Source organism: Acidimicrobiia bacterium, assembly GCA_029210695.1.
Lineage (GTDB): Bacteria > Actinomycetota > Acidimicrobiia > Spongiisociales > JAHEDJ01 > JAHEDJ01.
The window spans coordinates 1-24,044 of the sequence record JARGFH010000027.1 but is presented as its reverse complement, the minus strand read 5'-3'; the positions used below and the strand labels follow the sequence as shown (position 1 = coordinate 24,044).

Annotated in this window: 26 protein-coding genes; 6 read left to right on the top strand and 20 right to left on the bottom strand. The window is 63.1% G+C overall.

Translation table 11 applies throughout. The annotated features are described in order from the left end of the window. Nucleotides 1–43 precede the first annotated feature (43 nt). The 3 genes from P1T08_10205 to P1T08_10195 all read right to left on the bottom strand — a co-directional run bounded on the left by P1T08_10205 (nucleotide 44) and on the right by P1T08_10195 (nucleotide 3,754). Nucleotides 44–1,774 carry an ABC transporter substrate-binding protein gene (locus tag P1T08_10205; protein ID MDF1596450.1) on the bottom strand — a complete coding sequence of 577 codons (1,731 nt, stop codon included), beginning with the start codon at nucleotides 1,772–1,774 and terminating at the stop codon, nucleotides 44–46. Nucleotides 1,775–1,841: 67 nt separating this feature from the next. Beyond that, nucleotides 1,842–3,062, bottom strand: a complete 1,221-nt coding sequence (locus P1T08_10200; GenBank protein ID MDF1596449.1) for a HAMP domain-containing sensor histidine kinase — start codon at nucleotides 3,060–3,062, stop codon at nucleotides 1,842–1,844. Beyond that, nucleotides 3,059–3,754, bottom strand: a complete 696-nt coding sequence (locus tag P1T08_10195) for a response regulator transcription factor (GenBank protein MDF1596448.1) — start codon at nucleotides 3,752–3,754, stop codon at nucleotides 3,059–3,061. Before P1T08_10195 ends, P1T08_10200 begins: the two co-directional genes overlap by 4 nt. Nucleotides 3,755–3,896: 142 nt before the next feature. Between P1T08_10195 and P1T08_10190 the strand changes: the two genes are divergently transcribed. Then, on the top strand, nucleotides 3,897–4,313 hold the full coding sequence (locus P1T08_10190) for a hypothetical protein (protein MDF1596447.1): 417 nt from the start codon (nucleotides 3,897–3,899) through the stop codon (nucleotides 4,311–4,313). Between the two features lie 21 nt (nucleotides 4,314–4,334). Here P1T08_10190 and P1T08_10185 read toward each other — a convergent pair whose 3' ends face one another. The 3 genes from P1T08_10185 to P1T08_10175 all read right to left on the bottom strand — a co-directional run bounded on the left by P1T08_10185 (nucleotide 4,335) and on the right by P1T08_10175 (nucleotide 7,872). Further along, entirely contained in the window at nucleotides 4,335–5,717 is a 1,383-nt protein-coding gene (locus tag P1T08_10185; protein MDF1596446.1) for a dienelactone hydrolase family protein, read from the bottom strand. 111 nt (nucleotides 5,718–5,828) lie between these two features. Continuing rightward, nucleotides 5,829–6,665, bottom strand: coding sequence for a MaoC family dehydratase N-terminal domain-containing protein (locus P1T08_10180; protein ID MDF1596445.1), 837 nt, complete (start codon nucleotides 6,663–6,665; stop codon nucleotides 5,829–5,831). Further along, nucleotides 6,658–7,872: a CoA transferase gene (locus P1T08_10175; protein ID MDF1596444.1), complete on the bottom strand. Its 1,215-nt coding sequence runs from the start codon at nucleotides 7,870–7,872 to the stop codon at nucleotides 6,658–6,660. Before P1T08_10175 ends, P1T08_10180 begins: the two co-directional genes overlap by 8 nt. 115 nt (nucleotides 7,873–7,987) lie before the next feature. On the opposite strand from P1T08_10175, the gene P1T08_10170 reads away from it, so the two are divergent. Genes P1T08_10170 through P1T08_10155 form a run of 4 tightly spaced genes read left to right on the top strand, consistent with a single transcriptional unit; the run spans nucleotide 7,988 to nucleotide 12,742 of the window. Further along, a complete protein-coding gene (locus tag P1T08_10170) occupies nucleotides 7,988–8,854 on the top strand; it encodes a CoA ester lyase (protein MDF1596443.1) in 867 nt (288 codons plus the stop codon). Beyond that, nucleotides 8,851–10,476, top strand: a complete 1,626-nt coding sequence (locus P1T08_10165; protein ID MDF1596442.1) for an acyl-CoA dehydrogenase family protein — start codon at nucleotides 8,851–8,853, stop codon at nucleotides 10,474–10,476. Before P1T08_10170 ends, P1T08_10165 begins: the two co-directional genes overlap by 4 nt. Beyond that, nucleotides 10,473–11,615, top strand: a complete 1,143-nt coding sequence (locus P1T08_10160) for an MmgE/PrpD family protein (GenBank protein MDF1596441.1) — start codon at nucleotides 10,473–10,475, stop codon at nucleotides 11,613–11,615. Before P1T08_10165 ends, P1T08_10160 begins: the two co-directional genes overlap by 4 nt. Then, nucleotides 11,612–12,742 (top strand): CoA transferase, encoded by a 1,131-nt coding sequence (locus tag P1T08_10155; GenBank protein ID MDF1596440.1) that lies wholly within the window; start codon nucleotides 11,612–11,614, stop codon nucleotides 12,740–12,742. The genes P1T08_10160 and P1T08_10155 overlap by 4 nt, the downstream gene beginning before the upstream one ends. Nucleotides 12,743–12,789: 47 nt before the next feature. On the opposite strand, the gene P1T08_10150 is transcribed toward P1T08_10155, so the two are convergent. The 14 genes from P1T08_10150 to P1T08_10085 form a co-directional block, all read right to left on the bottom strand. Continuing rightward, nucleotides 12,790–13,521, bottom strand: a complete 732-nt coding sequence (locus P1T08_10150; protein ID MDF1596439.1) for an ABC transporter permease — start codon at nucleotides 13,519–13,521, stop codon at nucleotides 12,790–12,792. A gap of 19 nt (nucleotides 13,522–13,540) precedes the next feature. Continuing rightward, nucleotides 13,541–14,443 (bottom strand): ABC transporter ATP-binding protein, encoded by a 903-nt coding sequence (locus tag P1T08_10145; GenBank protein MDF1596438.1) that lies wholly within the window; start codon nucleotides 14,441–14,443, stop codon nucleotides 13,541–13,543. After that, nucleotides 14,444–14,794, bottom strand: a complete 351-nt coding sequence (locus P1T08_10140) for a spore germination protein GerW family protein (protein MDF1596437.1) — start codon at nucleotides 14,792–14,794, stop codon at nucleotides 14,444–14,446. A 159-nt stretch (nucleotides 14,795–14,953) separates the two neighbouring features. Continuing rightward, nucleotides 14,954–15,091, bottom strand: coding sequence for a hypothetical protein (locus tag P1T08_10135; protein MDF1596436.1), 138 nt, complete (start codon nucleotides 15,089–15,091; stop codon nucleotides 14,954–14,956). A gap of 74 nt (nucleotides 15,092–15,165) precedes the next feature. Beyond that, a complete protein-coding gene (locus P1T08_10130) occupies nucleotides 15,166–15,909 on the bottom strand; it encodes an ABC transporter ATP-binding protein (GenBank protein MDF1596435.1) in 744 nt (247 codons plus the stop codon). Continuing rightward, on the bottom strand, nucleotides 15,906–16,667 hold the full coding sequence (gene cbiQ / locus P1T08_10125; protein ID MDF1596434.1) for a cobalt ECF transporter T component CbiQ: 762 nt from the start codon (nucleotides 16,665–16,667) through the stop codon (nucleotides 15,906–15,908). The genes P1T08_10130 and cbiQ overlap by 4 nt, the downstream gene beginning before the upstream one ends. Continuing rightward, nucleotides 16,664–17,653, bottom strand: a complete 990-nt coding sequence (locus P1T08_10120; GenBank protein MDF1596433.1) for an energy-coupling factor ABC transporter permease — start codon at nucleotides 17,651–17,653, stop codon at nucleotides 16,664–16,666. Before P1T08_10120 ends, cbiQ begins: the two co-directional genes overlap by 4 nt. Before the next feature lie 59 nt (nucleotides 17,654–17,712). After that, complete coding sequence (locus tag P1T08_10115; GenBank protein MDF1596432.1) at nucleotides 17,713–18,240, bottom strand: carboxymuconolactone decarboxylase family protein; 528 nt, start codon at nucleotides 18,238–18,240, stop codon at nucleotides 17,713–17,715. A 69-nt stretch (nucleotides 18,241–18,309) separates the two neighbouring features. Continuing rightward, on the bottom strand, nucleotides 18,310–18,600 hold the full coding sequence (locus tag P1T08_10110; GenBank protein ID MDF1596431.1) for a hypothetical protein: 291 nt from the start codon (nucleotides 18,598–18,600) through the stop codon (nucleotides 18,310–18,312). Between the two features lie 18 nt (nucleotides 18,601–18,618). Next, the gene (locus P1T08_10105) at nucleotides 18,619–18,942 is read right to left on the bottom strand and encodes a hypothetical protein (protein ID MDF1596430.1); all 324 of its coding nucleotides are present in this window, start codon (nucleotides 18,940–18,942) and stop codon (nucleotides 18,619–18,621) included. A 26-nt stretch (nucleotides 18,943–18,968) separates the two neighbouring features. Beyond that, entirely contained in the window at nucleotides 18,969–19,451 is a 483-nt protein-coding gene (locus tag P1T08_10100; GenBank protein ID MDF1596429.1) for a Fur family transcriptional regulator, read from the bottom strand. 27 nt (nucleotides 19,452–19,478) lie between these two features. After that, the gene (gene trpD, locus P1T08_10095) at nucleotides 19,479–20,513 is read right to left on the bottom strand and encodes an anthranilate phosphoribosyltransferase (GenBank protein MDF1596428.1); all 1,035 of its coding nucleotides are present in this window, start codon (nucleotides 20,511–20,513) and stop codon (nucleotides 19,479–19,481) included. Between the two features lie 127 nt (nucleotides 20,514–20,640). Next, on the bottom strand, nucleotides 20,641–21,828 hold the full coding sequence (locus P1T08_10090) for an acyl-CoA dehydrogenase family protein (GenBank protein MDF1596427.1): 1,188 nt from the start codon (nucleotides 21,826–21,828) through the stop codon (nucleotides 20,641–20,643). A gap of 330 nt (nucleotides 21,829–22,158) precedes the next feature. Next, on the bottom strand, nucleotides 22,159–23,262 hold the full coding sequence (locus P1T08_10085) for a DUF3179 domain-containing protein (protein ID MDF1596426.1): 1,104 nt from the start codon (nucleotides 23,260–23,262) through the stop codon (nucleotides 22,159–22,161). 25 nt (nucleotides 23,263–23,287) lie between these two features. On the opposite strand from P1T08_10085, the gene P1T08_10080 reads away from it, so the two are divergent. Then, nucleotides 23,288–23,971 (top strand): gamma-glutamylcyclotransferase, encoded by a 684-nt coding sequence (locus P1T08_10080; protein ID MDF1596425.1) that lies wholly within the window; start codon nucleotides 23,288–23,290, stop codon nucleotides 23,969–23,971. Nucleotides 23,972–24,044 lie beyond the last annotated feature (73 nt).

Genomic DNA, 24,044 nt, shown 5'->3' with positions numbered 1-24,044 from the left:
AGCGGGCCAAGCCCACTCCCAGTTCTCCTTCGCCAATTCCTGATTAGTCGGTTATGTCCAACACCGAGTAAACGAACTCGAAATCGGGTCCGATGTTGAGTGTCTGCGGATTTGGCAGGGAGCCGTCCCCGACGATCCCGTCCCGGTAGATGATGAACTCCGGCTCCAGCCACAGCGGGATCGTGACGACCTCATCGGCGTACACATCCTGCAACTGCTCGATGATTGCAGCACGCGCATCCAAATCCGTCTCGGCCCGCTGGTCGAGCAGCAGTTGCCCGAGAAGCGGATCAATGCCCGTCGTGGTGGCATCGCCGCACGAATCGTTCGGGCACAGGACCATCGTCCCGAGTCCGTCACCCTCGATGAACGGTTGCAGGTAGTTCTCGGCATCCGGGAAGTCGAAGAACCAACCGAGCACGCAGACCGGATAGGTGTCCCCATTCGTGCAGTTCGATACGTAGGTGCTCCACTCCTGAGCGATCTCATTGACATCGATCAGGCCGGTGGCCTCCCATTGTTGGGCGACCAGCAGCACGCCATCGGCGGTGGTAACACCGTAGTGCTCGGGCGGATAGCCAAGGTCGAGTTGCAGCTTGTTGGTCTCCGAATAGCCTGCCTGCGTGAGCAGGTCAACCGCCAGGTCGATGTTTGGCGCTTGAAAGGCATCTTCAAATGCCTCGTTGGCACCAAGGAACCCTGGCGGCACCGGCGACAGCAGTGGAGTCACCGCGCCGCCGAACACTACGTCGGAGAGCTCATCGCGGTCGATGGCCGCCGCCAAGGCCTGGCGAACGAGCGGATCTGACGTTACGAAGCCGTCGGCATGGTTGACGATCAGGTACCGGATCGGCGCCTGAGGAATCGTCTCCACGGTCAGACCATCAACGGACTTGAGCTCATCGGCGGCCTGGGAGCCGAGGATGCGCCAGGCGACGTCGATCTCGCCCTCGCGGACGGCATCGGCCATCGCGCTCGGATTGGCAAAACGCTGGACGATGATCCGATCCACCTTGGCCGGATAGGCACCTGTGTAGTACGGATTCGGCTCGAGCACGGTCTGCTCGGCCACCGTGTTCTCGGTGATGATCCACGGACCGAGCCCGTAGATCGGCGCCTCCGGCAGCAGGTTCATCTCATCCAGGGCAAAGAAGTCCGGATGGGCGATCGTATACGGCGCGCCCGCCAGGATTTGCGGGAAGAACCCGGCCGGTCCCAGCAGATTGAACCTGATGGTCCTGTCGTCGACAGCCTCGATGCTCTCCACATAGGGAATCGCCAGCGTGTTGCCCACCTGGTTCGGAGCACTCGCCTGGAGATCGGAGTCCATCAAACGGTTGAGCTGTTCGACCGCCATGTCGACGGTGAGCTCGAGCCCATCGCCAAAGACGAGGTCGTCACGCAGCGTCACTTCCCAGCTCAAACCGTCCTCGCTCGCCACCGGAAGGCTGGCAATGCCCGGCTCCAGCACGGAGTTGCTTCCCGGCTGGAACCGCAGCAGCGGCTCGTTGAAGGCCTTGATCAGCTCCCAGTCGGCGGTCGCGTAGGCGTCCGCGCTGTCGAGACTCGAGACTGCATCGGTCGTGCCGATGATGATGGTCCTCGGCCCTGCAGGTTCCGTCGTTGCGGTCGTCGGTTCTGTCGTCGGAGTCGTAGTGGTCTCCGTCGCGGTAGGTGTCGTGGTATCGGTCGTGGCTTCCGTTGTCTCGGTTGTCTCGCTGCTGCACGCAACCGCGATCACGGCGAAAACCACGAAAAGCAAAATGAGTTTCATGGATCGTCTCATATGTCCCTTCCTCTAATCAGCGGAATGGTTCCCACCACCCCGTAGAACATCCAAGTTAGCGCTCTCGGCCACTTGTTGTAGATTCCGGGACGGCGTTGGAGTCACTAATCGGAAGCACGAATTCGATCGTCCCGCCGTCCCCATCTTTGATCCGGATGGTTCCATTGTGCGCCTCAACGATCGCTCTGGCAATGGCGAGACCGAGTCCGGCACCCCCGCGGCGTCGCGCGGAATCCGCTCTCGTGAAGCTTTCGAAAGCACGATCCTTGAAATCGACTGGGAACCCGGGGCCATCATCACCGACGGTCACTGTGGCGTGCGCTTGGTTCTCACTCACCTCGATCGTCACCGTTCCGCCGCTTGGAGAGTGCTGCACGGCGTTTTCGATGAGGTTTCGCATGACCCGCATCATCCCCAATTCACTCGCAGACACAATCGCCGAGCCCTCGATCTGGACGCTGATCGAGCGCGGCTCGGTCAGCGGTACCATCGCATGGGCTACCTCGTCGGCGAGTGCGGCGAGATCGACCTCTATCTTGTCCATCGGGCGCTCACCCGCCTCGAGCGTGGCCAACTCAAAGAGGTCGTCGATGAGGACGGAGAGGTTCTCGATGTCTTTCGCAACCGAGTTCAGATAGCGATCCGGATCGGGGGCGAGCCCATCCTGAAGCGCCTCAACCGCCGCGCGCATTGAGGTCAGCGGGGTCCTCAGATCATGGCCCAGCGCGGCGAGGAACTCCCTTCTCACCTCGTCCGATCGCTCCTGCATCCGCCGGGCCTCGCCGAGCTGGTCGATCATCATGTCCATCGCCCTGGCCACTTCACCTACCTCGTCTGCCCGTTCGATGCTGGTCCGGGCAGAGAGATCACCGGCACCCACCCGGCCGGCGGCCCTCGCCAGATCCGCCAGGTCGGCTGCCAGCGGCCTCGTGACCGTCACGGCCAGTGCCACACCCAGCCCGACCCCGAGGAGAAGGGCCACCAGCACCAGCCGGAGATCGTGGGTCGACAGGAACATCGTGATGGCCGACACCGAAACGGCGGCAGCCGCGATGACGACGGCGGCAAGGCCGACAATCTGGAGGGTGGTGCGGAGCGTGTGGAACTTTCGGGTCATGGCCGGGAGACGCCAACCGACCAGCAGTGTCAGAACGGCGGCGCCTGCGAAGATGCCGTAGAGCAGTGCGCGATCGGCTGAGGTCGGCTGCATCGTCGCCTCGGTGATCAGCAACACGAGCGCCACCATGATGGCGGCCAGGGGAATCAGCAGTCTCATGGTTCGAACCGGTAGCCGACACCGCGGACCGTGACCAACCGCTGTGGATCATCCGGGTCACGTTCGATCTTCTGACGGACCCGCCGGACGTGCACGGTCACGGTGGCCGGATCCTGCCACTCAGCAGACGACTCCCAGACCTGCGAGAGCAGTTGGGCACGCGAGAACACCTGCCGGGGCGAGCCGGCCAGAAAGGCGAGCAGGTCGAACTCCCGGGCTGTCAGTTCCACCGGTGTACCGTCGACCATTACCTCGCGCGTGGCCGGATCGATCTGAAGCCCGCCGAACTCCAGGCGGCGGCCGCCCGGTTCCCTGGAGCTGCGGCGAAGAACAGACCGGACCCTGGCAATCAGCTCCCTGGGCGAAAAGGGCTTGACGACGTAGTCGTCTGCGCCGAGCTCGAGGCCGAGGACGCGGTCTGCCTCCGAGGTACGGGCGGTCAGCAGGATGATCGGAACATCGCCGCTCCGACGCAGCCGGGTCAGCACATCGAGGCCGTCAATCTCAGGCAGCATGATGTCCAGGATGATCAGATCGGGAGCCGCCTTCTTGACGGCGACCAGAGCGTCCCGCCCGTTCTCAACTGCGATCACTGAGAACCCATCGTGCTCCAGGTACCTGGTCACCACTTCGCGCACCATCGGTTCGTCGTCGACGACCAGCACGCGCCCTTCCGAAGTGGTCCGGTTCATGGAGCCATCGTACGTCCCCGAGGCGGCAACGGCACCCGACCGGCGACGAGTTTCTCGGTTGTTTCGGTTGCCGTTCCCCTGCTGAAAGACGGGGCCGCCAATGTGGAAACCGTCGGAGATACCGGCGAAGAAAGGAACGACAATGCGAAAGTCGATCGTTATTGCGATTACCGCCCTGCTGGCTGTCGGGTTGATCGCGGCGCCCGCTTCCGCGGCCCGCGGCGGCGAAAAGGGTTCACCCATTGTGGTGGATGCCATTCGGGCGGATGGAGACGTCTATGCGACCATTCTCCAGAAGGCCCTTCCCTACAACGGGAACAACGCCAGCTACGACCAGCTGTTTCTGGTCCCCGGTCAGGAGCCTGTTGCTGAGGCCGCACCCGGCAACTCCGATTACAACGGCGGGCGCTGGCTGCCGACCCCCGTTGAGTGGGTTTCAACGCCCTATCTGCTGACCTCGTCGGCAGAGGTGCACGCGGCTGCCATGGCCGGTGACATCATCGTGGGTGATCCGATTACTGAGGCAGCGTTCCTCTGCCCGCTCATTCCCAACCACTGAGCGGTCGGGGGCATCGGGCTCTCAACAGGGACCGATGCACACTTCCTCGAACAGGGGGTCGGACGGCACGTCCGGCCCTCCGTTCAATTCTGCCTCAAAGAACTTCACCAGATACGTGTTGACGATTTCGGCGGCTCGATCAGAATCAATCGAGCCCTTCAGGTCGAGCACGACGGAAACGGCGCTGAAGCGAGGAAGCACGCTGAAATCCTGGTGTCCGGCCCCCATCAATCCGAGCAGGTCCGTCTTTGACGATCGCAGGGCAAACCGCTGCAACACCGGGTCGTTGTCGTAGCCGAGCCACTCTTCACTCCTGATGGCCAGGAACGGGACATCGAAGCCGTCCTCGAGTATCTGCGCCGGTACCGGCTCCACCCACGGATCGAACCCGACCGCCGCGTCGCATCGCTCATCGACCGCGCAGATCGCGACGACGGCTCCCCCACCCGTGGAATGACCGAACAACCCGATCCGGTCCAGATCCATCCGACCGGATAGCAGCCAGGCGGGGTCACCGTTGAGTCGTTCGAGTTCATCCATGACGAAACCCAGGTCTGCCGCGAAAGTGGCCACCAGTATTAGGGCAGCTTCGTCGTACTCCTCGTCGGGGACCGTTCCGAACTCGGGAAGGGCAGAAGGTTCGTAGGTCACCAATTCTCCGTCGGGAAACGCAGTGGCGGCCGCCCCGTAAGTATGGTCCGGCGCCACGACGATGAACCCGTGACTGACCAGGTCCTCGATCTGGTCGAGACCGGCCGCCCGCAACCCCTTCCATCCGTGTGAGTAGATGACGACGGGAAACTCATCCGTTCCGGCAATGGCAGCCTGCGAATAGCCGTGTGAGTCGATCAAGGCGCTATGGCCGAGGGCAAACGACGGGAACCCGAAGGTCTCGGCGATGGCCGGCCCAACGATGTCCGACTGCTCCAACCACGGCTCCGGATCGGCGTCGCGGGCCGGATCAGCCGGGTACCAGACCTGGAGCATGAGTCGCCGCGCTCGACCCTCAGGGTCGTATGGGTCCCGGCGACCGGTGTCCGTGATCACGGTCTCGACGGTCCCGATCCCGTACTTCCCCGTCGGTTGCGGCAACTCCCAAACCGGCACCACCGCCGGCAGCGCAACGACCGCGGCAAGGCCAATCACGCCGAGCGACCGGGCCAGCCCGGATGACTCTGGAGATTCCGTGGCCGGACTCAACATCTCCCAGGCAGCGACTGCGAACAGGAGCGATCCGACCAGGTAGAGCGGCACCATCTGCCACCGCCAGCCTTCGGTGGTGAGGTGAACGGCCGCGACGGGTAACAGCGCCAGCGCGGCGGCGATACGTGCGCCCGTCCAGCGCCGCGGGAGTACGGCCGCAGCGAGCGCGAGAACCGCAAGGACTATCTCGAGAGAACGCACCAGGAGACTCTAGGAATGGGCAATTGGCAATTGGCAATTGGCAATTGGCCCCCACGCTCCGGTCAGGCTCTGCCGCTACTCAGAGCCACCAACCCAGACCCTCCTTTCCTGCTACCCGAACTCCACTTCGGCGGTCATAGCCAGGCGGTTGTCGTGGGACCATGCAGCCAGCTCGGCGGCTCCGTCTTTGGTGAGGCCACCGCGCAGACTCACAGGGCCGTCGCAGAACAGCGGCGACCGTCCACGGAAGGAGAAGCGGGATATCGGTCGATGGTCGTTGGCAACGCTGAGACCGAGCAGCCACAGGGCAGTCATCGGCCCGTGCACGATCAAACCCGGATACCCCTCGAACTCGGTCACGTATGGATCGTCGTAGTGGATGCGATGACCATTGAACGTGAGCGCCGAAAACCTGAACAACATGGTGGGGTCTGGCGAGATGGTTTGCATCCAGGCCGCATCGGGAATCGGATCAACTCCCGGGGCAGGAGCCTGGCTCCCTGTGGCGGCTTCTCGGTAGACCAGATCCTGCTCCTCAACGATGGCCGGGCCGTCATCCGTCACCACCTCGAAGCGGGCGGTGACGAACACCAGGCGACCGCTGCGCCCTTCCTTCGTCTGGATGCCGGTAATCGTGCCGGTCCGGCGAGCCGTTTGACCGATTCGCAGAGGTGCCAGAAACTCGGTGCGACCCCCTGCGAACATCCTGCGCGGCAGTTCGACGGGCGGGAGAAACCCACCGCGCTCCGCGTGACCATCGGGACCCAACTCTGACCGCCGGGTCGTCGAAAGGAAGAACAACCAGTGCCACATCGGCGGAATGGGATCACCCGGAACCAACGGCTGGTCGGGAAGATCGAAGGTTGCCCGCAGCGCCTCAACCGGCCAGGCAGTGATGAGATCCTCCTTCACCTCACTCCGGCCGATCCAATCGTCGAGTTCAGGCACTTGCCACCACCTTCGTGTCGTGGAGTCGTCCAATCTCCGACCCGCTCAGCTCGAGGATTTCACTCAAGATCTCATCGGTGTGCTGCCCGAGCCGCGGAGCCGGCTGGGGAGGCAAGCGATCGGGGCCGGTGTCGATGGGGGATCCCGGCATCAGGTATTGACCGATACCAGGTTGGTCAACCTCGTGGAGCATTGGATTGTCGGTCGACGCACGGGAGTCGTTCTCGAGTAGCTCCCGCATCGTCTGATATGGGCCCCACAGCACCCGGTGAGCGTCGAATATCGCGGCCAGCTCGGCCAGAGATTGCGTCGCTATCCAGACCTCGAGGATTCCGGCGATGGCCTCTCTTGCAGTGAAGAGATCTCCATCGCTCCTCAGTTCAAGACCCAGATCCGCTTCGATCGCTGCCATCTCCGTCTCGAGGCCGGCCGCTTCGATCATGCCGAGGAACTGTCTGGGGGTGATCGCCACCACCATCACCCGACGGCCGTCGGCGGTCACGAAGTCACGGCCGAAGGCGCCGAATAGGTAGTTGCCGTACCTCGCACGATCCTCGCCGTTCACCTGAACCTCACCAATTTGGCCAAGATGACCGATTGTTGCCAGGGCAACGTCGAATAGCGGGAGCTTCAACAGTCGGCCTTCTCCTGTGCGATAACGGTGCCGCTCTGCCGCCAGGATCCCGGTAGTCGCGGTCGTTCCCGTGATGAGATCCCAGGCAGGAAGGACTGAGTTGACCACCCCGTCCAACTCCTGTGGTCCCGTGATCGCCGGGTAACCAACCGCGGCGTTGACCGTGTAGTCGACCGCGGTGGACCCATCGGAATTGCCGAGAATGTGGCACATGATGAGATCAGGACGGAGCGTCACCAGGTGTTCGTAGTCGATCCAGCCACCCGCCGGATAGTTGGTCAAAAAGATCCCGGCGTCCGGACCCGGTGCAGTGATGAGGGCCACGGCCAGCTCCCGGCCTTCTTCCGACCGGAGATCAAGGGCTATCGACCGCTTGCCTTTGTTGAGCCCTGCCCAGTACAGGCTGTTGCCATCTGCGGTGACCGGCCAGCGTCGGTAGTCGAGCCCTCCGCCGATCGGGTCGAATCGAATGACGTCGGCTCCCAACTGAGCAAGGGTCATACCGCCGAGCGGCCCGGCCACAAAGGCCGCCCCTTCAACGACTCGCATGCCGCTCAATAGACCTGAGTCCACCGACGCTCCTCTCCCGGACTGTGGTGGATTGTATCGAGGGCAGCTCGACCGGCCTGATCTCGAGGTGCTACAAAGAAGGCACATCGAAATGAACGAAGGAGAGGGACCCCGAATCGTGGCAGCTCGAAGCTTCCTGTTCGTCCCGGGTGATCGGCCCGACATGCTCGCCAAGGCCACCAAACGTGGCGCCGACGCGTTGATAATCGATCTCGAGGATGCGGTGGCGCCGTCGGCGAAGCAACAGGCACGAGAAACGGTTAGCTCCTGGCTGGCCGGCCTCGCCGGTCCCGTCCCGGATATCTGGGTTCGTCTCAATCACCCGGGCGATTCATTCGGGGCGGAGATCCTGGCGGTGCCCAACGCCCGTGTGACCGGTGTGATGATCCCCAAGGTTTCCACTCGCACGGAACTCGAACACGCCGCCAATCTCCTTGATGACGCTGAAATCGCCAAGGGGCTGCCCGCTGGCTCGATCCGGCTGCTGCCCATCATTGAGACGGCGGCGGGGATGCTCGGAGTCGGCGAGCTCGGTGCCGCCCGGAGGGTCAGTCAGTTGATGATCGGCGAACTCGATTTGAGCGCCGAACTCGGCATCGACCCCGCCAATTCGGCGGCGTTGCTGCCGCTTCGCATGCAGGTTGTGGTCGCTTCCGCGGCACTGGGGCTGGAGGCGCCGCTCGGCCCGGTTTCCCCCAACTTCACGAACCTGGAAACACTGCGAAACGAGGCACAGGAGCTTGCCTCCCTCGGCTTCGGGAGCCGGCCCGCCATCCACCCCGTCCAGGTTCCCGTTTACAACGAGGTCTTCGGCGTTACACCGGGTGCCGTGGCTAGAGCCCGCAAGCTGGTTGCTTTGTACGACGCGGCACTCGCCGAAGGTCGGGGGGCCGTCACCGATGACGAAGGACACATGGTTGACGAAGCGGTCGTACGACTGGCTCGCCGGGTGTTGGACAAGTCCCGCACGGACACCGCCGAATGAGCTGGCAGGAGGACGCCCGCCGGACCGTCGAACGGATGCAGGACCTGGTCGACTCAGCGGCCGCTCACCTTGCCTCGGTGACGCGTCGCGACGGCAGGATCTCGACGGAGATGCTGGATCAACATCAGGAAGCCGTTTACCACCTCGCCTTCCTGGCGGCCGAGACCGCGATGAGCAGAGTGATGATCGACTACTCCGAATACGGAGAGTCCGAGTTAGAGATCGGGCGTATCGCAGTGGCCGATCTGCTTCGCTCGGCCCGGGCGAGGGTCGACGGGCGACGCATGGACCTCGGGATCGACGATGACCTGCGCGGCGAGCCATGCGACCGTGTGCTCGTGGCCGGATCTGATCCCGGCGTCATCGGAAAGCTCAACGCCTCCTTTGAGGAATCGAATACCGGACCCCAACACCTCGACGAGGACATTGCCCTGGTGGCCGAGACCTTCAAACGATTCACGCGTGAACAAGTGGCTCCCCACGCCGAAGGCGTGCACCGCCACAATCTCGACGTACCTGAGGAGTTGATCAATGGCATGGCGGCAATGGGCGCGTTCGGCATGTCGATTCCCACCGACCACGGGGGCTTTCAGGTTCCGGACGCACCCGGGCTGCTCTCGATGGCTGTGGCCACCGAAGAACTCTCCCGGGGATCGCTGATGGCAGGGTCGCTGCTCACCAGGCCCGAGATCCTGGTATCTGCGCTGCTCGAAGGTGGGACCGACGGGCAGAAGATGACCTGGCTACCGCGGATTGCCGCCGGAACCCAGATGGTGGCGGTGTCGGTCACCGAGCCGGATATCGGCTCCGACGTCGCCTCCTTGCGAATGTCCGCCCGGCCGGACGGCGATCAGTTCGTCCTCAATGGGGCCAAGATGTGGGCGACCTTCGCCGGCCGCGCCGAACTGCTGATGCTTCTGGCCAGAACCAATCCAGATTCATCCGCTGGAGCCAGGGGCCTCTCGCTGTTCGTAGTCGAGAAACCTCCGTTCGCCGGACACGAGTTCGCCATCGAACAACCGGGCGGCGGCTCCCTGCGGGGTCGGGCGATCGACACGATCGGCTATCGGGGACTCCACAGCTTCGAGTTGACTTTCGATGACTACCTGGTGCCGTTCGATGCGCTCATCGGCGGAGAGCCGGGGCTGGGAAGGGGCTTCTACCTGCAGATGGGGGCCTTTGCCTCCGGACGCCTTCAGACGGCCGCCCGGGCGCTGGGAGTAATGCAGGCCGCCTTCGATGAGGCGCTCGCCTATTGCAGAACCCGACGGGTCTTCGGCCGCCCCCTTCTCGAATTCGAGCTGACCGCCAATACTCTCGCCCGGATGGCTGCCCGCATCCAGGCCAACCGGCAGTTCACCTACCAGGCGGCCAGGCTGCTCTCAGAAGGCGAGGGCCAGATCGAAGCAGCCATGGCCAAGGCGCTGGCCTCCCGGGCTGCTGAGGAGATCACTCGTGACGCCATGCAACTCCACGGCGGGTACGGTTACGCCGAGGAGTACCCGATCAGCAGGCTCTTCGTGGACGCACGGGTGTTGTCGATCTTCGAGGGCACCGAAGAGGTTCTGGCACTGCGGGTGATCGGCAAGGGCCTGCTCGAGACCGCCGCGAGGAACAAATGACCGACCATCCCGGATACCGGCAGGCGTTCCTCGACTGGATGGCGTGCGCGTTCGCCGGCCGACACGAACCGGCCGTCCACGCGGTGGCCCCGATCGACGACTCCCTACTCGAGCGGACGATCCGGCTGGGCGTGGCGGGACATGTCCTCGACTACGACGACACGTACGCCCCGGGACTCTCCCACCTCAGTGCACCGGTCGCTCCTGCCGCACTAGTGCTCGGAGCGCATATCGGAAGCTCGGTCGGTTCGATGCTGGCCGCCTATGCCGCCGGTTTCGAAGCAATGGCCGCACTTGCCAGGGCCGGCCACCCGATGCTGTATGAGCGCGGCTGGCACCCGACCGCGATCACAGGAACAGTCGGCGCGGCCACGGCCGCCGCCCATCTTCTCGGCCTCGACGCGGAAAAAACGACCAATGCCCAACTCCTGGCCGTGCTCGGCGCCGGAGGGCTACGCACTGCGTTCGGCACCGACGGCAAGAGCCTCCAGGTGGGAATGGCCGCCTCCCAGGGTGTTCAGGCGGCGGGGTTCGCCGCCAACGGCGCCACCACGAGCGAAGCCGTTCGCGACGGGTATGAATCCGCCTACGGCGCCCGATGGGCCGAACCGGATCCTGATGATCCAGCCATCGAGGAGAACTGGATCAAGGCCTTTCCGTGTTGCCTGCAGACCCACGCGGCGATCGAGGCAGCGATCCGGGCGTCTGCCTCCCAAGACGCCAACTCAGCCGGTTCGATCACGGTGGTGGTTCATCCCCGGTCGCGGCAGGCTGCCCCCCTCGATGACGTCGCCACAGGCCTGGAGGCCAAGTTCTCCATTCCCTACACGACCGCCTTCGGGTGGTTGTACGGCCCGCCGGACGTGAGGGCATTCGCCGGAGTGGACGAGGCCGCCCGCACGCTCGCCACCCGGATCAGGGTGGAACTCGACGAGCAACTGCCTGAGTCGTCTGCCGTTCTGAAGTGGGATTCCGACTCGATTGAAATCGACGCCGCACTCGGATCGCCACTTCACCCGATGACGGTCGAGCAACTGGATTGGAAGCTGCGGTCGCTGTCCGGCGATCGTCTCATTGGAATCCTCGATGATCCTCGTCTCCCCGCCACTGAAGTCCTCCGGTTGGTGGTGGGCGAGTGAGCGGCTTGCTCGACGGGGTCAGGGTCATCGATCTGACCAGGGTCCTGGCCGGACCATACGCAGGCCAGGTGCTCGCCGAGATGGGCGCCGACGTGATCAAGGTCGAACCTCCCGAAGGTGACATGGCCCGTGGTATCGGCCCGTTCGTCGACGGCCGATCGCTCTACTTCTCGTCGCTCAACACCGGCAAGCGCGGCATCGTGCTCGACTTGACCACGGAAGCCGGAACCGAGGCTCTCCATGCCCTACTGGAGACGGCCGACATCTTGCTCGAGAACTACCGGCCTGCGGCAGTCAAGAAACTCGGTCTCGAACCCGACCTCCTGCTGACTCGCCACCCACGCCTCGTAATCGTGACAATCTCGGGATATGCCAGAAACAGTTCCCGCGCCGCCGATGGATCACTCGATCTCATCGCCCAGGCTGAGAGCGGCATCATGTCCATCACCGGCGAAGAAGGTGGAGCACCGGTCCGGGCCGGCGTAGCGATCAGCGACCTGGCGGCCGGATTATGGGCGGCACTCGGCGGAGTCGCCGCCTATGCCGGGCGCCTGCGCGACGGCCGGGGACGCCACGTCGAGGTCCCACTACTCGATTCGGCCATGTCGTTCCTGGCCTACATGGCAACGTCGGCCATGGGAACAGGAGTTGATCCTGCACCGGTCGGATCCGGACACCACAACATCGTGCCGTACCGCGCGTTTGCCACGCGCGACGGCTGGGTCGTCATCGCGGTCATCGGCGACAAATTCTGGCCGCTCCTCTGCAATGCGATCGGTCTCGAGCATCTCGCCGGAGACGACCGCTTCCGCACGAACCCGCAGCGCACCGACGCCCGGGAGGAGGTAGACGCAGCGGTTGAGGCGGCCGTGGCACGCTTTTCGACGGAAGAGGCGCTAGCGCGCCTGAGCGTCTCCGGGGTGCCCCACGGACCGCTCAATACCGTGCTCCAGGCAATCGCCATGCCCTACGTCAAGGAGACCGGGATGGTGGGTGAGGTCGAAACGTCGGACGGCAAGTATCGCGTCGTCCAGGGGCCACTCAGAGCCGGTAACTCGAAACGGCCGGCACCGACACTCGGCCAGCACACCAACGAGATCCTCACGGAATTGTCGGGAGACGAGTAGCGGATTCGATCCAATTGGCCGGATGGTGAAACACCGTGCTTGCAGTGTCACTCCCAACGGAAGAACCGCAGGCCGAGCCCGGCACTCACCACGGCGATCCCACCGAAGATCGCCCATGCAAGGCCGGCATCCAGACCCAGCCATACATCGTGCATCATCCTGACGGCGTGCCAAAGCGGAGTGAAATCGGAGACCGTTCGCATTGCATCGGTGAGGACTTCCGGCGGAGGCCCCGCTCCCCCAAGAAACAGCATGACGAACCAGACCAGCATGCCGACGGCCTGTGCAGCCCGGGCGGTCGGGAGAACTGCCCCCAGGAATATGCCGAATGTGGCAAAGCCGATTACCAGCAGCGCGAACACGCCGACAACCCCCGGTATCGAATCGGGAGGGTCGAAGTCGTAGGCGAGTTGCGCCGCAATGAGCAGCAGGACACCGCTGATCGCCGAAACAACGAACGCCACCGCCAGCTCGGCACCTGCCACGGCCGCGGCACCGACCGAGGAGGCATGGAATCGTTTGAGGACTCCCCGCTCCCTGTTGCCGGCGAGGTGAGTGGGAATACTGATTACGCATACTGAGGCAACGACAAGCGCTAGATAGGCGGGAACGTAATAGGTAATCGCTCCGACCCCCCGGTACACGAGCTGTTCTCCTGGTTGAGAAGGCTCATTACCGAAAACTCCACCGAGAACAAAGAGGATGATCAGCGGCAAAGCAAGAGAGAACATCACCGTCAACGGTTCGCGCAGGAACAACTTGAGCTCCACCCACGACATTCTCACCAGGGTCTGCACGTCAGCGTTCCTGGCCCGTGATCGTGAGGAACACATCCTCGAGGCTCGCTCGCTTGACCTCGAGATCCGGCGGAACAATCCCATTCCCGACCAGCTCGGCGGCGACCCTCGCCAGCAGCGCCCCCTTCCCGGTGACGGTAGCCCGTCGACCTTTTTTTTCGACTCGGTCGACCTCCTCCAAACGCAAGAGGTAGCTCAGATCATCGACATCCGTGGAGAACGTGACCTCTGAATCGCCCGCAAAGTCCTGGATGAGCCCCTCGGGAGTGTTCAACGCTACGACGCGCTTGTCGTCTACGACGGCGATTCGATCACATAGGTTCTCAGCTTCGTCCATGAAATGGGTGACGAGTACAACGGTCGAACCGTTCTCGCGGATCTGCCGGATGAGGTCCCAGGTCGCTCGACGCGAGGTTGGATCGAGGCCGGTCGTCATCTCATCCAGAAACACCAGCTCTGGAGCGTTGACCACTGCCAAGGCTATGAACAGGCGCTGCTGCTGGCCTCCCGACAGACTCCCGAACTTCGCGTCGCGCTTCTCCGACAGGTCCCATTGCTCCAGAACCGCCTCCCAGGGCGGTCCGTGGGGAATGAGCGACGAGAACAAATCGAGCGCTTCCCAAACCTTCATCCGGTCGGGAAGTGCCGACTCCTGGAGTTGCGAACCAATCCTTCTCCGCAGCTGTGATGCTTCGTGCCGGGGGTCGTGACCCAGAACCCGTACCACACCACCGTCGGCCTTCCGAAGCCCCTGAAGGCACTCAACCGTGGTCGTCTTCCCGGCTCCGTTCGGTCCGAGAATCCCGAAGATCTCACCTTCTTCAACGGAGAAACTGACATCCTCGATCGCAACAAAGCTGCCGTAGCTCTTCGACAGGTGATCGACTTCGACGACGGGAGCCATCTACGACCTTGCACGCTTGCGACGCGCCCGAAAGATCGAACGGACGACCAGAAGTGCCACAACGCCTACGACCTCACCGACGATGATCACCCGCGTCGTGTCGGCTGCCGGAATCCACGACACATCGTCACCCCGGATTACATAGGCACCCACCGGTCGCGCAGATACCCCGAACCCGCCGCCGGCACCCGGTGCCTTCTCTCCACCTTCGCCCTCCCCAGCCCCGCCGCCTCCTTTCACCGACGCAGCCGGGATGAGGGTCACACCATCTTTCACATAGGGTTCGCCGTACACGCGCTTCACCGTCATCGTGTCGCGCGCCTTGTCCATCAACTCATCGATCTTTGTCACGTATCCCTCCGTTGTAGGCGAAGTCGCCAGGATTGAGACGGATAGCCGAGCAGATATGTGAATCGGATCGAGTGATCAGCACAACAAGGTCACATGCCTGACGCCTGTTCGACTTCCTGCAGATTATGTCAGGGCCCCGGTCGGTGGTAGGGCAAAACGTCACATGTCCTCATGAGGTCGGGCCGCTCGACCAACGCGAACTGCGACCAACAGCAGGAACCCACCGACGACCAGCCACGGAACGACGTAACCCCCCGTCACGTCGAGCAACAACCCGAAGATCGGAGGGGCTGCCACGATGCCGAGTTGCCCCCATAAGCGGAGACAACCTTTTCTGATCAGGCGGGACTCAGGGAGTGTGCCGCAGGGAGTCAGAGAGCGAAATTCGGGTCGAAACCGAGAGGAAGCTCGAGTCGGTTTGCCTTCATCAGCTCCCGGTTGGAGAGGATCTGACGGGTCGACCCGTCCGCGATGATCCTGCCATCGTTCATGACCAGGGAGCGCGGGCACAACTCGAGTGCGTAGGGCAGGTCGTGCGTCACCATCAGCATGGTGATGTCCAGCGAGGTGAGGATGTTGGCGAGCTCTCGCCGGGAGGCGGGATCGAGATTCGAAGATGGTTCGTCCAGCACCACGATCTCCGGCTGCATGGCCAGCACCGTCGCAACCGCCACCCGACGGCGTTGACCGACGCTGAGATGATGAGGCGGTCGACCTGCCACGTCGAGCATTCCGACTGCCGAGAGAGCATCATTCACCCTGGTCTGCAATTCCTCCCCTTCAACTCCGTAGTTCGCCGGACCGAAGGCGACATCCTGGCGAACGGTCGGCATGAAGAGTTGGTCGTCGGGGTCCTGGAAGACGATACCGACCCGTCTCCTGACTTCCTTGACGTGCTCGTCATCGAGGGGCAAACCGGCCACCGTCACGGATCCTGAGTCTGGCCGGAAGATGCCGTTCAGATGAAAGACCAGGGTTGTCTTGCCCGCTCCGTTGGGGCCGAGCAACGCAACCCGCTCCCCCGGATGGATGTGGAACCCGACACTGCGGAGCACCTCGGTCCCATCTGGATAGTGGTAGTTGAGGTCGACGACTTCGAGCGCAGGGACACTCATGCGAACAACGCCACCAGGGTTGCAGTCCAGGCGACGGCAGGCAGGAGGAGGGCACCCAGCCAGTCGGTCCCGGTGGCACGCTCGGTGTCGAAAGTAGGAATTTGACCGGCGAACCCACGGGCGGTCATCGCGTAGTAGACCCGCTCGCCTCGCTCATACGAACGAATGAACAAGGCACCGGCCGAGGTCGCATACGCCCTCGCTTGCCAGATCCAGCGCGGGTCGTGGCCGCGCGACAGCATTGCCAGCCGCATCCGGTGCATCTCCCCTGCGATGACATCGAGGTATCGCACCATGAACCCGGCGATCGAGGTGATGAGCCGGGGTACCCGGAGCCGCTCGAGACCGGAAAGGAGGTCGGGGACCGTCGTGGTGGCGGTCAACACGATGGATGCAGCCAGGCCGAGAGTTCCCTTGGCAACGATGTTCCAGCCTGCCCAAAGGCCCTCGATGGACAGCGACAGTCCCATGATGTCCAACTGGTCGCCTCCGCCGACAAAGGGGAGAAACACGGCAAACAGCACGAATGGGACCTCTATGACCAGGCGTTTTGCCACGAATCTAGGTTTCAACCCTGCCAACCACATGGCGCTCAGGATCAACCCGGCATGAACGCCGAACGCCCAGAACGCCTCCCGCGGTGTAACGACGACGGCCAGCACAAAGAGACCGAGTGCACCGAGTTTGGTCGAGGCAGGAAGTCGGTGCAGGTGACTGTGCCCATGAACGAAGAGCGCGTGGGTGTGCGTCCCGCTCATCGGCTATCGACACGACCCCGGCTTCGCCTCGCCAGCAGAACGAGACCGACACCGGCAACGAACGTGACCCCAAGGCCGATGAGCCCGGCTACGACGGTGCCGAGCTGCTCATCTTCGACGCCGACCAGCCTGTACTCCGAAAGCGGCGTGTCACCGAGCGGTTGTTCTGTGGCTGTTTCCGCAAATCCCTGATCGATGGCCACTCGTTCCAGACCATCTGGATCGCTGGAAGCCCGTGGCGCAACCACGGTCACCAGAAGGATCGCCACGGCTACTCCCCCTGCGATGAAGGCGCCGACCGCCCGCCGGCTCAGCTCGGCGTTTTCGGCGTGCCGGATACCGAAGAGCCGCGCTCCGTGCACGAGATCGGGCCGGACTGCCAGGACCGAGCCGAGCACGCCGGCGGTGATCAAGCCCTCACCAATCCCGATGAGCGAATGGGTCCCCGACATCGCCGCCAGCACCGTCGACAACGGAGCGCCCCCAGCGCCGCCAATTGCGTACTCCCCCACGAATCCAAGAGAGGAGACCACCACTGAGAACCATGCCGCCAACGACCCCGCCAGAAGAACTGAGCCTGCCTTCTTCGGCAGCACCGCCATGAGTAACCGGTACGCCAGCCAGCCGCTCAGCACCGTCAGAAGCCCCATGTTGACGATGTTGAGCCCGAGCGCCGAAATCCCTCCATCTGCAAACAGCAACGCCTGAACGATCACGACCACCGACACGACGACCATCCCCATCCAGGGACCGATGAGAATGGCCGCCAGCGCACCTCCAAGGAGGTGTCCGCTCATCCCGGCGACGACGGGGAAGTTGAGCATCTGGAGAACGAAAACAAAGGCCGCAATGAGCCCGGCCAGGGGGATCTGACGATCCTGAAGCTCCTTCCCGGCCCGGCGAAGGCTGGCCCCCAGTCCCGACACTGCAACGACACCGGCCCCCAGCGACGTCACACCGTTGATAAACCCATCGGGAATGTGCATGTCGGACCAACCTTATTGCAAGTCACTTGCAGTATAGGTTTGAGTGGGACTCCCGAGTGCTAGTTGTCCTCTATCTCGATCCCGGCCGTGTTGATGAGCATCGCCAGCGTGACGTACATCCCGATCGTGACAATGAGGTCGAGTATCTGCTCCACAGAGAACTCCGTTTCAAGGGACGTCCGACTCGCATCAGAGAGAGAGTGCGAGTCGAGGAGTTCGTCCACGGCGCCGAGGAGCGTTGCGTCGTCGTCGCTCCATTCGCCGCCCGGGCCGAGTCGAACGGCTTCGATCTCTTCGTCACTCAGGCCGACTACCCGCCCCCTGGCGACGTGATGGTGCCACTCATACTCAACGCCGAAACGGTGCGCAATCCTAAGGATCACCAGCTCTCGATGGCGAGGGGCGAGCGACCCTGCCGTGGCGATGTGCTGCCGGAGCGGGGTCCAGGCTTCCATGAGATCAGGGTGACGGGCCATGACCCGATGCACGTTGAGAACGGTCCCAAGCCGATCCAAAACGGAATCGAGTCGCGGATCCCATTGCTCTTCCGGAAGTGGATCCAGAGAAGTGTGCTGAGAGGGATTCATGTCGTGAACCTAGCCACAGCCGCCAGGCGCGGTAGAACCTAGAACCCAAAACCTAGAACTTCAAGCCGCTCAGAGATCGAGCAGCGAATCCAGCGCCCGGCGGATGGCCGCTTCGTCTCGAACTCCCGGCCACGTGTCGAAAACCTTGTCGTCACCGGTGATCAGGAACGAGACCGGCTGATACGGCACCCCGTACAGGCTGAAGATCTCAGCGTCGTCGTCCAGCGCCCAATCCATCATGCCGGACTGCATGAGATTGGCGGCCTGCGCCGCGGTGTCTTCGTAGGTACCTTTCCAGGCAATGGCCACAAAGGCGATGTCGTCCCCGTATTCCTTGGCAATCGCATCAACGACGGGCAACTCCCGTCGACAGGTCGATCACCACTCAGCCCAGAACACGAGGTACACCGGACGGGCCTCATCACTCAGCGTGAAGGTTCCCGTCTTATTGAGGTCGATCGTGAAATCTGCTGCAACGGGGCCGTCGAAGTCGGTAGCGATCGGAGGGGGTGCTTCGGTGTCAGCCGGGGTAGAAGCATCACCATCGTCGGGAGTCACGGAGTCATCGGGGCCGGCGACGGTCGAACCCGGATCGGTGGGAGCGGGAGCATTGCCCGCCTCGATCGTAGTCGTGGTCGCCGCGCCGCCGCAGGCCGCCAGAACAAGGGCAAGAACCACGAAGAGGGCGGCAAGTAGGCGCATTTCCGTAGTTTAGAACAGGCTCACGTTTAGTCGGCACAGGCCTTGCACGTGCCCACCAGCGCGAAATGCACTGAGGTGGGGGCAAAGCCGTGCCGTTCGGTCACGACTGCGAATACCTGATCGAGTTCCGCCAGTGGAACGTCAACGGACAGCCCGCACGATTCACAGACGAGATGGTGATGATCGGTCCGCTCGGTGACATGGATGATTCCGGGTCCGTGGCCAAGGTGGACGTGGTGCAGCCAGCCGAGGCCCTCGAACACGTCGAGTGTGCGATACACCGTCGACTGATTGATCTCGATTCCGGCCCGGCGCGCAGCTCGGCTCCGGATATCGACGGCGGACAGGTGATCCTCGTGACTCTCGGCCAGCACCCGACAAATGGCTCGCCGTGCGGCCGTAACTCGGAGTCCCTGATCCCGAAGAGCGCCGATGAGTTCATCCGACGAGAGGTGCACCATGTGATCGTCAATCCACGCAGGTCGGTCCGCTCGCCGGATGGAAGGCATCGCCGCCCAAAGTAGCCGGAGATCGGCTCACCGTTTCAACTCCCGGCTACGCCGGATCACCCGATCGAGCACTCCTACGGCCGCGCCGGAATCGATCGACTGGGCGGCGACCGCGGTCGCCTCTTCAAAACCCTGCGCGAAGCCTGCGATCACGATCGCCGGAGCAGCATTCACTAGGGCGATGTCGCGCGCCGGTCCGGGCGCACCCTCCAGAATTCCGCGGGTGATCCTGGCGTTTTGGTCGGCGTCGCCTCCGAGTAGATCTGCGGGATTAGCCCGGGGGACCCCGAAATCCTCTGGAGTGAACTCGGCATGGGTGATCTCGCCGTTTCGCAGCCGGTAGATGAATGAAGGTCCGGTAGTGGTCAGCTCGTCCAGACCGTCTTCGCCGTAGAACACGAACGCGTAATCCGACCCGAGGTTGTTGAGCACTCCGATCATTTTCCCGGCCATGCGGGCGTCGGACACTCCGACGGCCTGGCGTGTTGCTCCGGCCGGATTCGCCAGCGGACCGAGGAAATTGAATACGGTCGGGATGCCGAGTTCCCTACGAACCGGACCGGCATGGCGCATGGAGGGGTGATAGAGCGGAGCAAAGAAGAAGCCGAAGCGCTCCTCGCGAACCAGCGTGGCCGTGGCTTCGGGGTCGAGATCGATCTGGACTCCGAGAGCCTCGAGAACGTCGGCAGAACCACACTGCGACGACGAAGAACGATTGCCGTGCTTGGCAACGGAAACTCCCGCTCCGGCCGCAATCAGACCGGCTGTTGTCGAGATATTGAAAGTGCCCGATCGATCACCTCCCGTCCCGACGGTGTCGACCACCGGAACGCCCACATCCACTGTGACGGCTACTTCGCGCATCGCCTCGACAAACCCGGTCATCTCCTCCGCAGATTCCCCCTTCATTCGTAGCGAGACGATGAAGGCACTGATCTGGGCCTGAGTTGCTCGACCGTGCATGACCTCGGACATTGCCGCATGGGCTGTCACTCGGTCGAGGTCTTCGCCGGCGGTGATTCGACCGAGCGTATCGGGCCAGGAGAACGGTGCTGCAGTCATGGAGAGGGACAGTGTAGGACCGGCGCAGCAGACCCCGACTACGGAGAGCGGGTCGCCCAGGCGGCAAAGCAGCGCCGGTCGGGCTGAAACACGTATCCCGGGCGGCCCTTGGGACCCCCCGGACCGGCTAGGTTCTGAACGCCTGAATCCCGGTGAGGGCGCCGCCGATGACGAGCGTGTGGATCTCGTTCGTTCCTTCATAGGTGTACACCGACTCGAGGTTGTTCATGTGCCGGATGACCGGGTACTCGAGGGTGATGCCGTTGGCACCAAGCACGCCTCTCGCCGTTCTGGCCACATCGAGCGCCATCCGGACATTATCGAACTTGCCGAAGCTGACGTGCTCGTGACGGAGGGTCCCGGAGTCCTTCATTCGTCCGAGGTGGAGCGCCAGCAGCGTGCCACGGTTCACTGCCACCGCCATCTCGGCGAGCTTCTTCTGGGTCAGTTGGAACGACGCGATCGGAACGTCGAACTGGGTTCGTGCGAGCGAGTAATCCAGCGCGGATTCGTAGCAGGCCCGAGCCGCCCCCATGGCACCGAACAGAATCCCGAAGCGGGCCTCGTTCAAGCACGACAGCGGCCCTTTCATCCCCTTGACCCCCGGCAGAACCGCGTCGCCGGGCAAGCGCACATCGTCGAGGATCAGTTCAGACGTGATCGATGCCCGCAGCGAGACCTTCTTGTGGATGTCCTGCGTCGAGAATCCGGCCCGATTGGTGGGCACGATGAATCCCCTCACCCCGTCGTCGGTCTGCGCCCAAACAATGGCAACGTCGGCAACGCTGCCGTTCGTGATCCACATCTTTGTCCCGTTGAGAACCCAGTCGTCGCCGTCGCGACGTGCCCGAGTCCGCATCGAGGCTGGATCGCTGCCCGAATCAGGTTCGGTCAGGCCAAAACAGCCGATCGTTTCGCCGGCGGCCATGCCGGGAAGCCACTCTTGCTTCTGCTCTTCAGATCCGTATGCCCAAATTGGAAACATGGCCAGGGAGCCCTGCACGGACACGAAACTCCTCGCCCCGCTGTCACCGGCCTCCAGCTCCAGGCACGCCAGGCCGTACTCCGTTGCCGATGTCCCTGCACAGCCATATCCCTCGAGGTGCATGCCGAATAGCCCGAGCGCACCCATCTCCTTGGCCATCTGGCGAGATGGAAACGTACCGGCTTCGAACCAATCGCCGACGTCCGGCAAGATCCGGTCACCGACGAACCGTCGCACCGTGTCGCGCAACAGGATCTCCTCGTCGGACAGCAGTGCATCGATGGCGAGGAAATCACGGGGGTCGGGAGGCGCGGGCGTTGTCGTCTTCATGGGTTACCTCTGACTAGATGTACCCAAAGAGGCTACTGCGCCTGCGACCGTCTCATGCTCCGCGGCTGAGCAGTCTTCGGCGGCGGGATGCAGTCATCCCTCCCCAGATTCCGTACGGCTCGCCCATTGCGACGGCGTACTCAAGACAGCGCTCCTCGACCGCGCACTGTGCACAGACCTGGAGCGCAGGGGCGGCGCTCCGGGTGGGTCCAGGAAAGAAGAGTCCCGGATCAGCGTCAATGCAGGCGGCCGCCTGCGACCATCGCAACTGCCGGACAGAGCCTTGTGCCTGCATCCGGTACCTGTCGGCACCGCCCGACGAAGATCAAGTCAGCCACCGACGAAATCCGTGGCCGGGTTGTACGACAACCAGGCGAACCAGAAGGTGTCGAGGTGGGCGATTGGCTCCAGATTCTGTCCGACCAGCGGGCCGGCAACGGCTCGACCGAGAACATCCCATGTGGTCCCCGTCTCGACATCCCGGAAACCGTCGTCCTTGGCTTCCAGTGTGAGTGTCCGACCGTCGATCTCAGTTCGGAAAACGCCAACACTCCCGACATCCCGACCGCCGCCGATGCTTGATGCATCGAGAGCGCTCGACTGGCCCGGTTTCCAGAGAATGACAACCGGGGCGTTACCTACCGAGTCGTGGGTGGCAGTTGGCCCATCACCACTTATCGCCTCCAGCGTCCAGGCCCGGGCAACACCATCGAGGTTGACGCCGACCACTCGCTGCTGCGCCGCTGCACGGTCGTCGACGTCCCCGTCGAACAAGAACGGATAGCTCACGATGTCGTCGTACCCGACATACGGGTTGGACCCGTAGGGACGGTTGTGTCCGGTCCGCTCGACATCCAGGACGGCGGCGTCGGGGTACGCCACCTTGAAGTCCGCCCACGCCAGCAATGGCGATGAAATGGCCTCGAGCCGGGCTCCCGTTCGGACCCCAGCGACGGCTATTCCATCGAAATGGGTCCAGAGTGATTCCGTGTCACGGTCGTACATGACTAGTGCCGAACTGAACAGGAAACCCGAGGTGCCGAAGGTCGTCGACCGGCCGTCGATTCGTCGCTCGTAGGTAACGGCCGAATTGCACAGCGGGCAGTACGTGATGGCCACCGGCACGTCGCCGACGGTGTCGTTGACGATCTCGTGCCAGATCAGAATCTGCACGGGGTAGGCACGCACGTCACCATTGATGTCGAGAACGACCAGAGCTTCCGCGTCGGTCATCCACTCGTCCGCCGCCGCAACGTCGACAAAGCGAGGTTCGTCGATGGCCGGTATGCCGTCGGGAACCTGCCCCTGGATCAAGCGATCGGTATCGATCAGCGGATCGGGAAAACCTGCATCGGACAGCCCGTCGGGCGCGGCGTCGAGGGCTGATGGGCCGCCGGTAGTTGAGACAGATGTTGAATCCTGGGCAGAAGACACCGTTGTGTCTTGCGAGGTTGCGGTGGTGACGGGGGCCCTCGCCGTCGTCGAGGTGACCGTCGAATCGCCGGATCCGGCACCGCAGGCGACCACGACCAAACCGAAGGCGGCAATGACGCTGACGTTCCGAAACTGGGTCCTCATACACTCCGTCAACACGTCGACCGATGCAGATTGTTCCCGACAACCTGGAACCTGGTCGGGATCACTACAATGTTCCGGCCGAAGAGATCAGACGAGGAGGTCCAAACTGAGCACCCTGTACTTCGCGTATACGGCGCTCATTGCACCCGAGCGCCTGGAGTCCGTTACCGCGGACGCCGAGTTCAAGTTCATCGCCCACCTTCCCGAGACGAAGCTGATCTTTCCTCTCGCCAACGGGAAGTGGGAGGGATCTCTGCCCTCCGTGAGAGCCGAAGCAGGCAACACCGTTTGGGGCGCCGTGTTCGAGCTTGCCAACGGCGCACTCGAAGCAATTGACGCGGCTGAGACCGCAGAAGGCCGCATTCAGACCCTGGACTTCAAAGCCGTGGATCGGGAAGGTCGCCGTCATACGGTGGTAACTCATGCCCATGCCACCGAAGTTGCCAACGACCGCCGGCCCTCCCGGGACTACATGAGTTTGATCGTTCAAGGCGGGCGGCACTGGGGACTACCCACCGGGTGGGTGGCCGGTCTGGAAGAGTACGTCGAAGAACCCCTCTTCTAGGTGGCTGCCGAAAAAGTTGGTGGTTGTGGGTCGGGGGTGCTCGCGTTCGAGGTCGTTTTCGGTCACACTGGAG

Bases quoted from the DNA above. Each gene is read 5' to 3' on its own strand.
- P1T08_10150 (MDF1596439.1), bottom strand. From the start codon at position 13,521: ATGTCGTGGGTGGAGCTCAAGTTGTTCCTGCGCGAACCGTTGACGGTG.
- P1T08_10160 (MDF1596441.1), top strand. From the start codon at position 10,473: ATGACCGACCATCCCGGATACCGGCAGGCGTTCCTCGACTGGATGGCG.
- P1T08_10190 (MDF1596447.1), top strand. From the start codon at position 3,897: ATGCGAAAGTCGATCGTTATTGCGATTACCGCCCTGCTGGCTGTCGGG.
- trpD (MDF1596428.1), bottom strand. From the start codon at position 20,513: ATGACTGCAGCACCGTTCTCCTGGCCCGATACGCTCGGTCGAATCACC.
- P1T08_10130 (MDF1596435.1), bottom strand. From the start codon at position 15,909: ATGAGTGTCCCTGCGCTCGAAGTCGTCGACCTCAACTACCACTATCCA.
- P1T08_10090 (MDF1596427.1), bottom strand. From the start codon at position 21,828: ATGAAGACGACAACGCCCGCGCCTCCCGACCCCCGTGATTTCCTCGCC.
- P1T08_10205 (MDF1596450.1), bottom strand. From the start codon at position 1,774: ATGAAACTCATTTTGCTTTTCGTGGTTTTCGCCGTGATCGCGGTTGCG.
- P1T08_10115 (MDF1596432.1), bottom strand. From the start codon at position 18,240: ATGAATCCCTCTCAGCACACTTCTCTGGATCCACTTCCGGAAGAGCAA.
- cbiQ (MDF1596434.1), bottom strand. From the start codon at position 16,667: ATGAGCGGGACGCACACCCACGCGCTCTTCGTTCATGGGCACAGTCAC.
- P1T08_10120 (MDF1596433.1), bottom strand. From the start codon at position 17,653: ATGCACATTCCCGATGGGTTTATCAACGGTGTGACGTCGCTGGGGGCC.
- P1T08_10145 (MDF1596438.1), bottom strand. From the start codon at position 14,443: ATGGCTCCCGTCGTCGAAGTCGATCACCTGTCGAAGAGCTACGGCAGC.
- P1T08_10100 (MDF1596429.1), bottom strand. From the start codon at position 19,451: ATGCCTTCCATCCGGCGAGCGGACCGACCTGCGTGGATTGACGATCAC.
- P1T08_10200 (MDF1596449.1), bottom strand. From the start codon at position 3,062: ATGAGACTGCTGATTCCCCTGGCCGCCATCATGGTGGCGCTCGTGTTG.
- P1T08_10195 (MDF1596448.1), bottom strand. From the start codon at position 3,754: ATGAACCGGACCACTTCGGAAGGGCGCGTGCTGGTCGTCGACGACGAA.
- P1T08_10165 (MDF1596442.1), top strand. From the start codon at position 8,851: ATGAGCTGGCAGGAGGACGCCCGCCGGACCGTCGAACGGATGCAGGAC.
- P1T08_10105 (MDF1596430.1), bottom strand. From the start codon at position 18,942: ATGCGCCTACTTGCCGCCCTCTTCGTGGTTCTTGCCCTTGTTCTGGCG.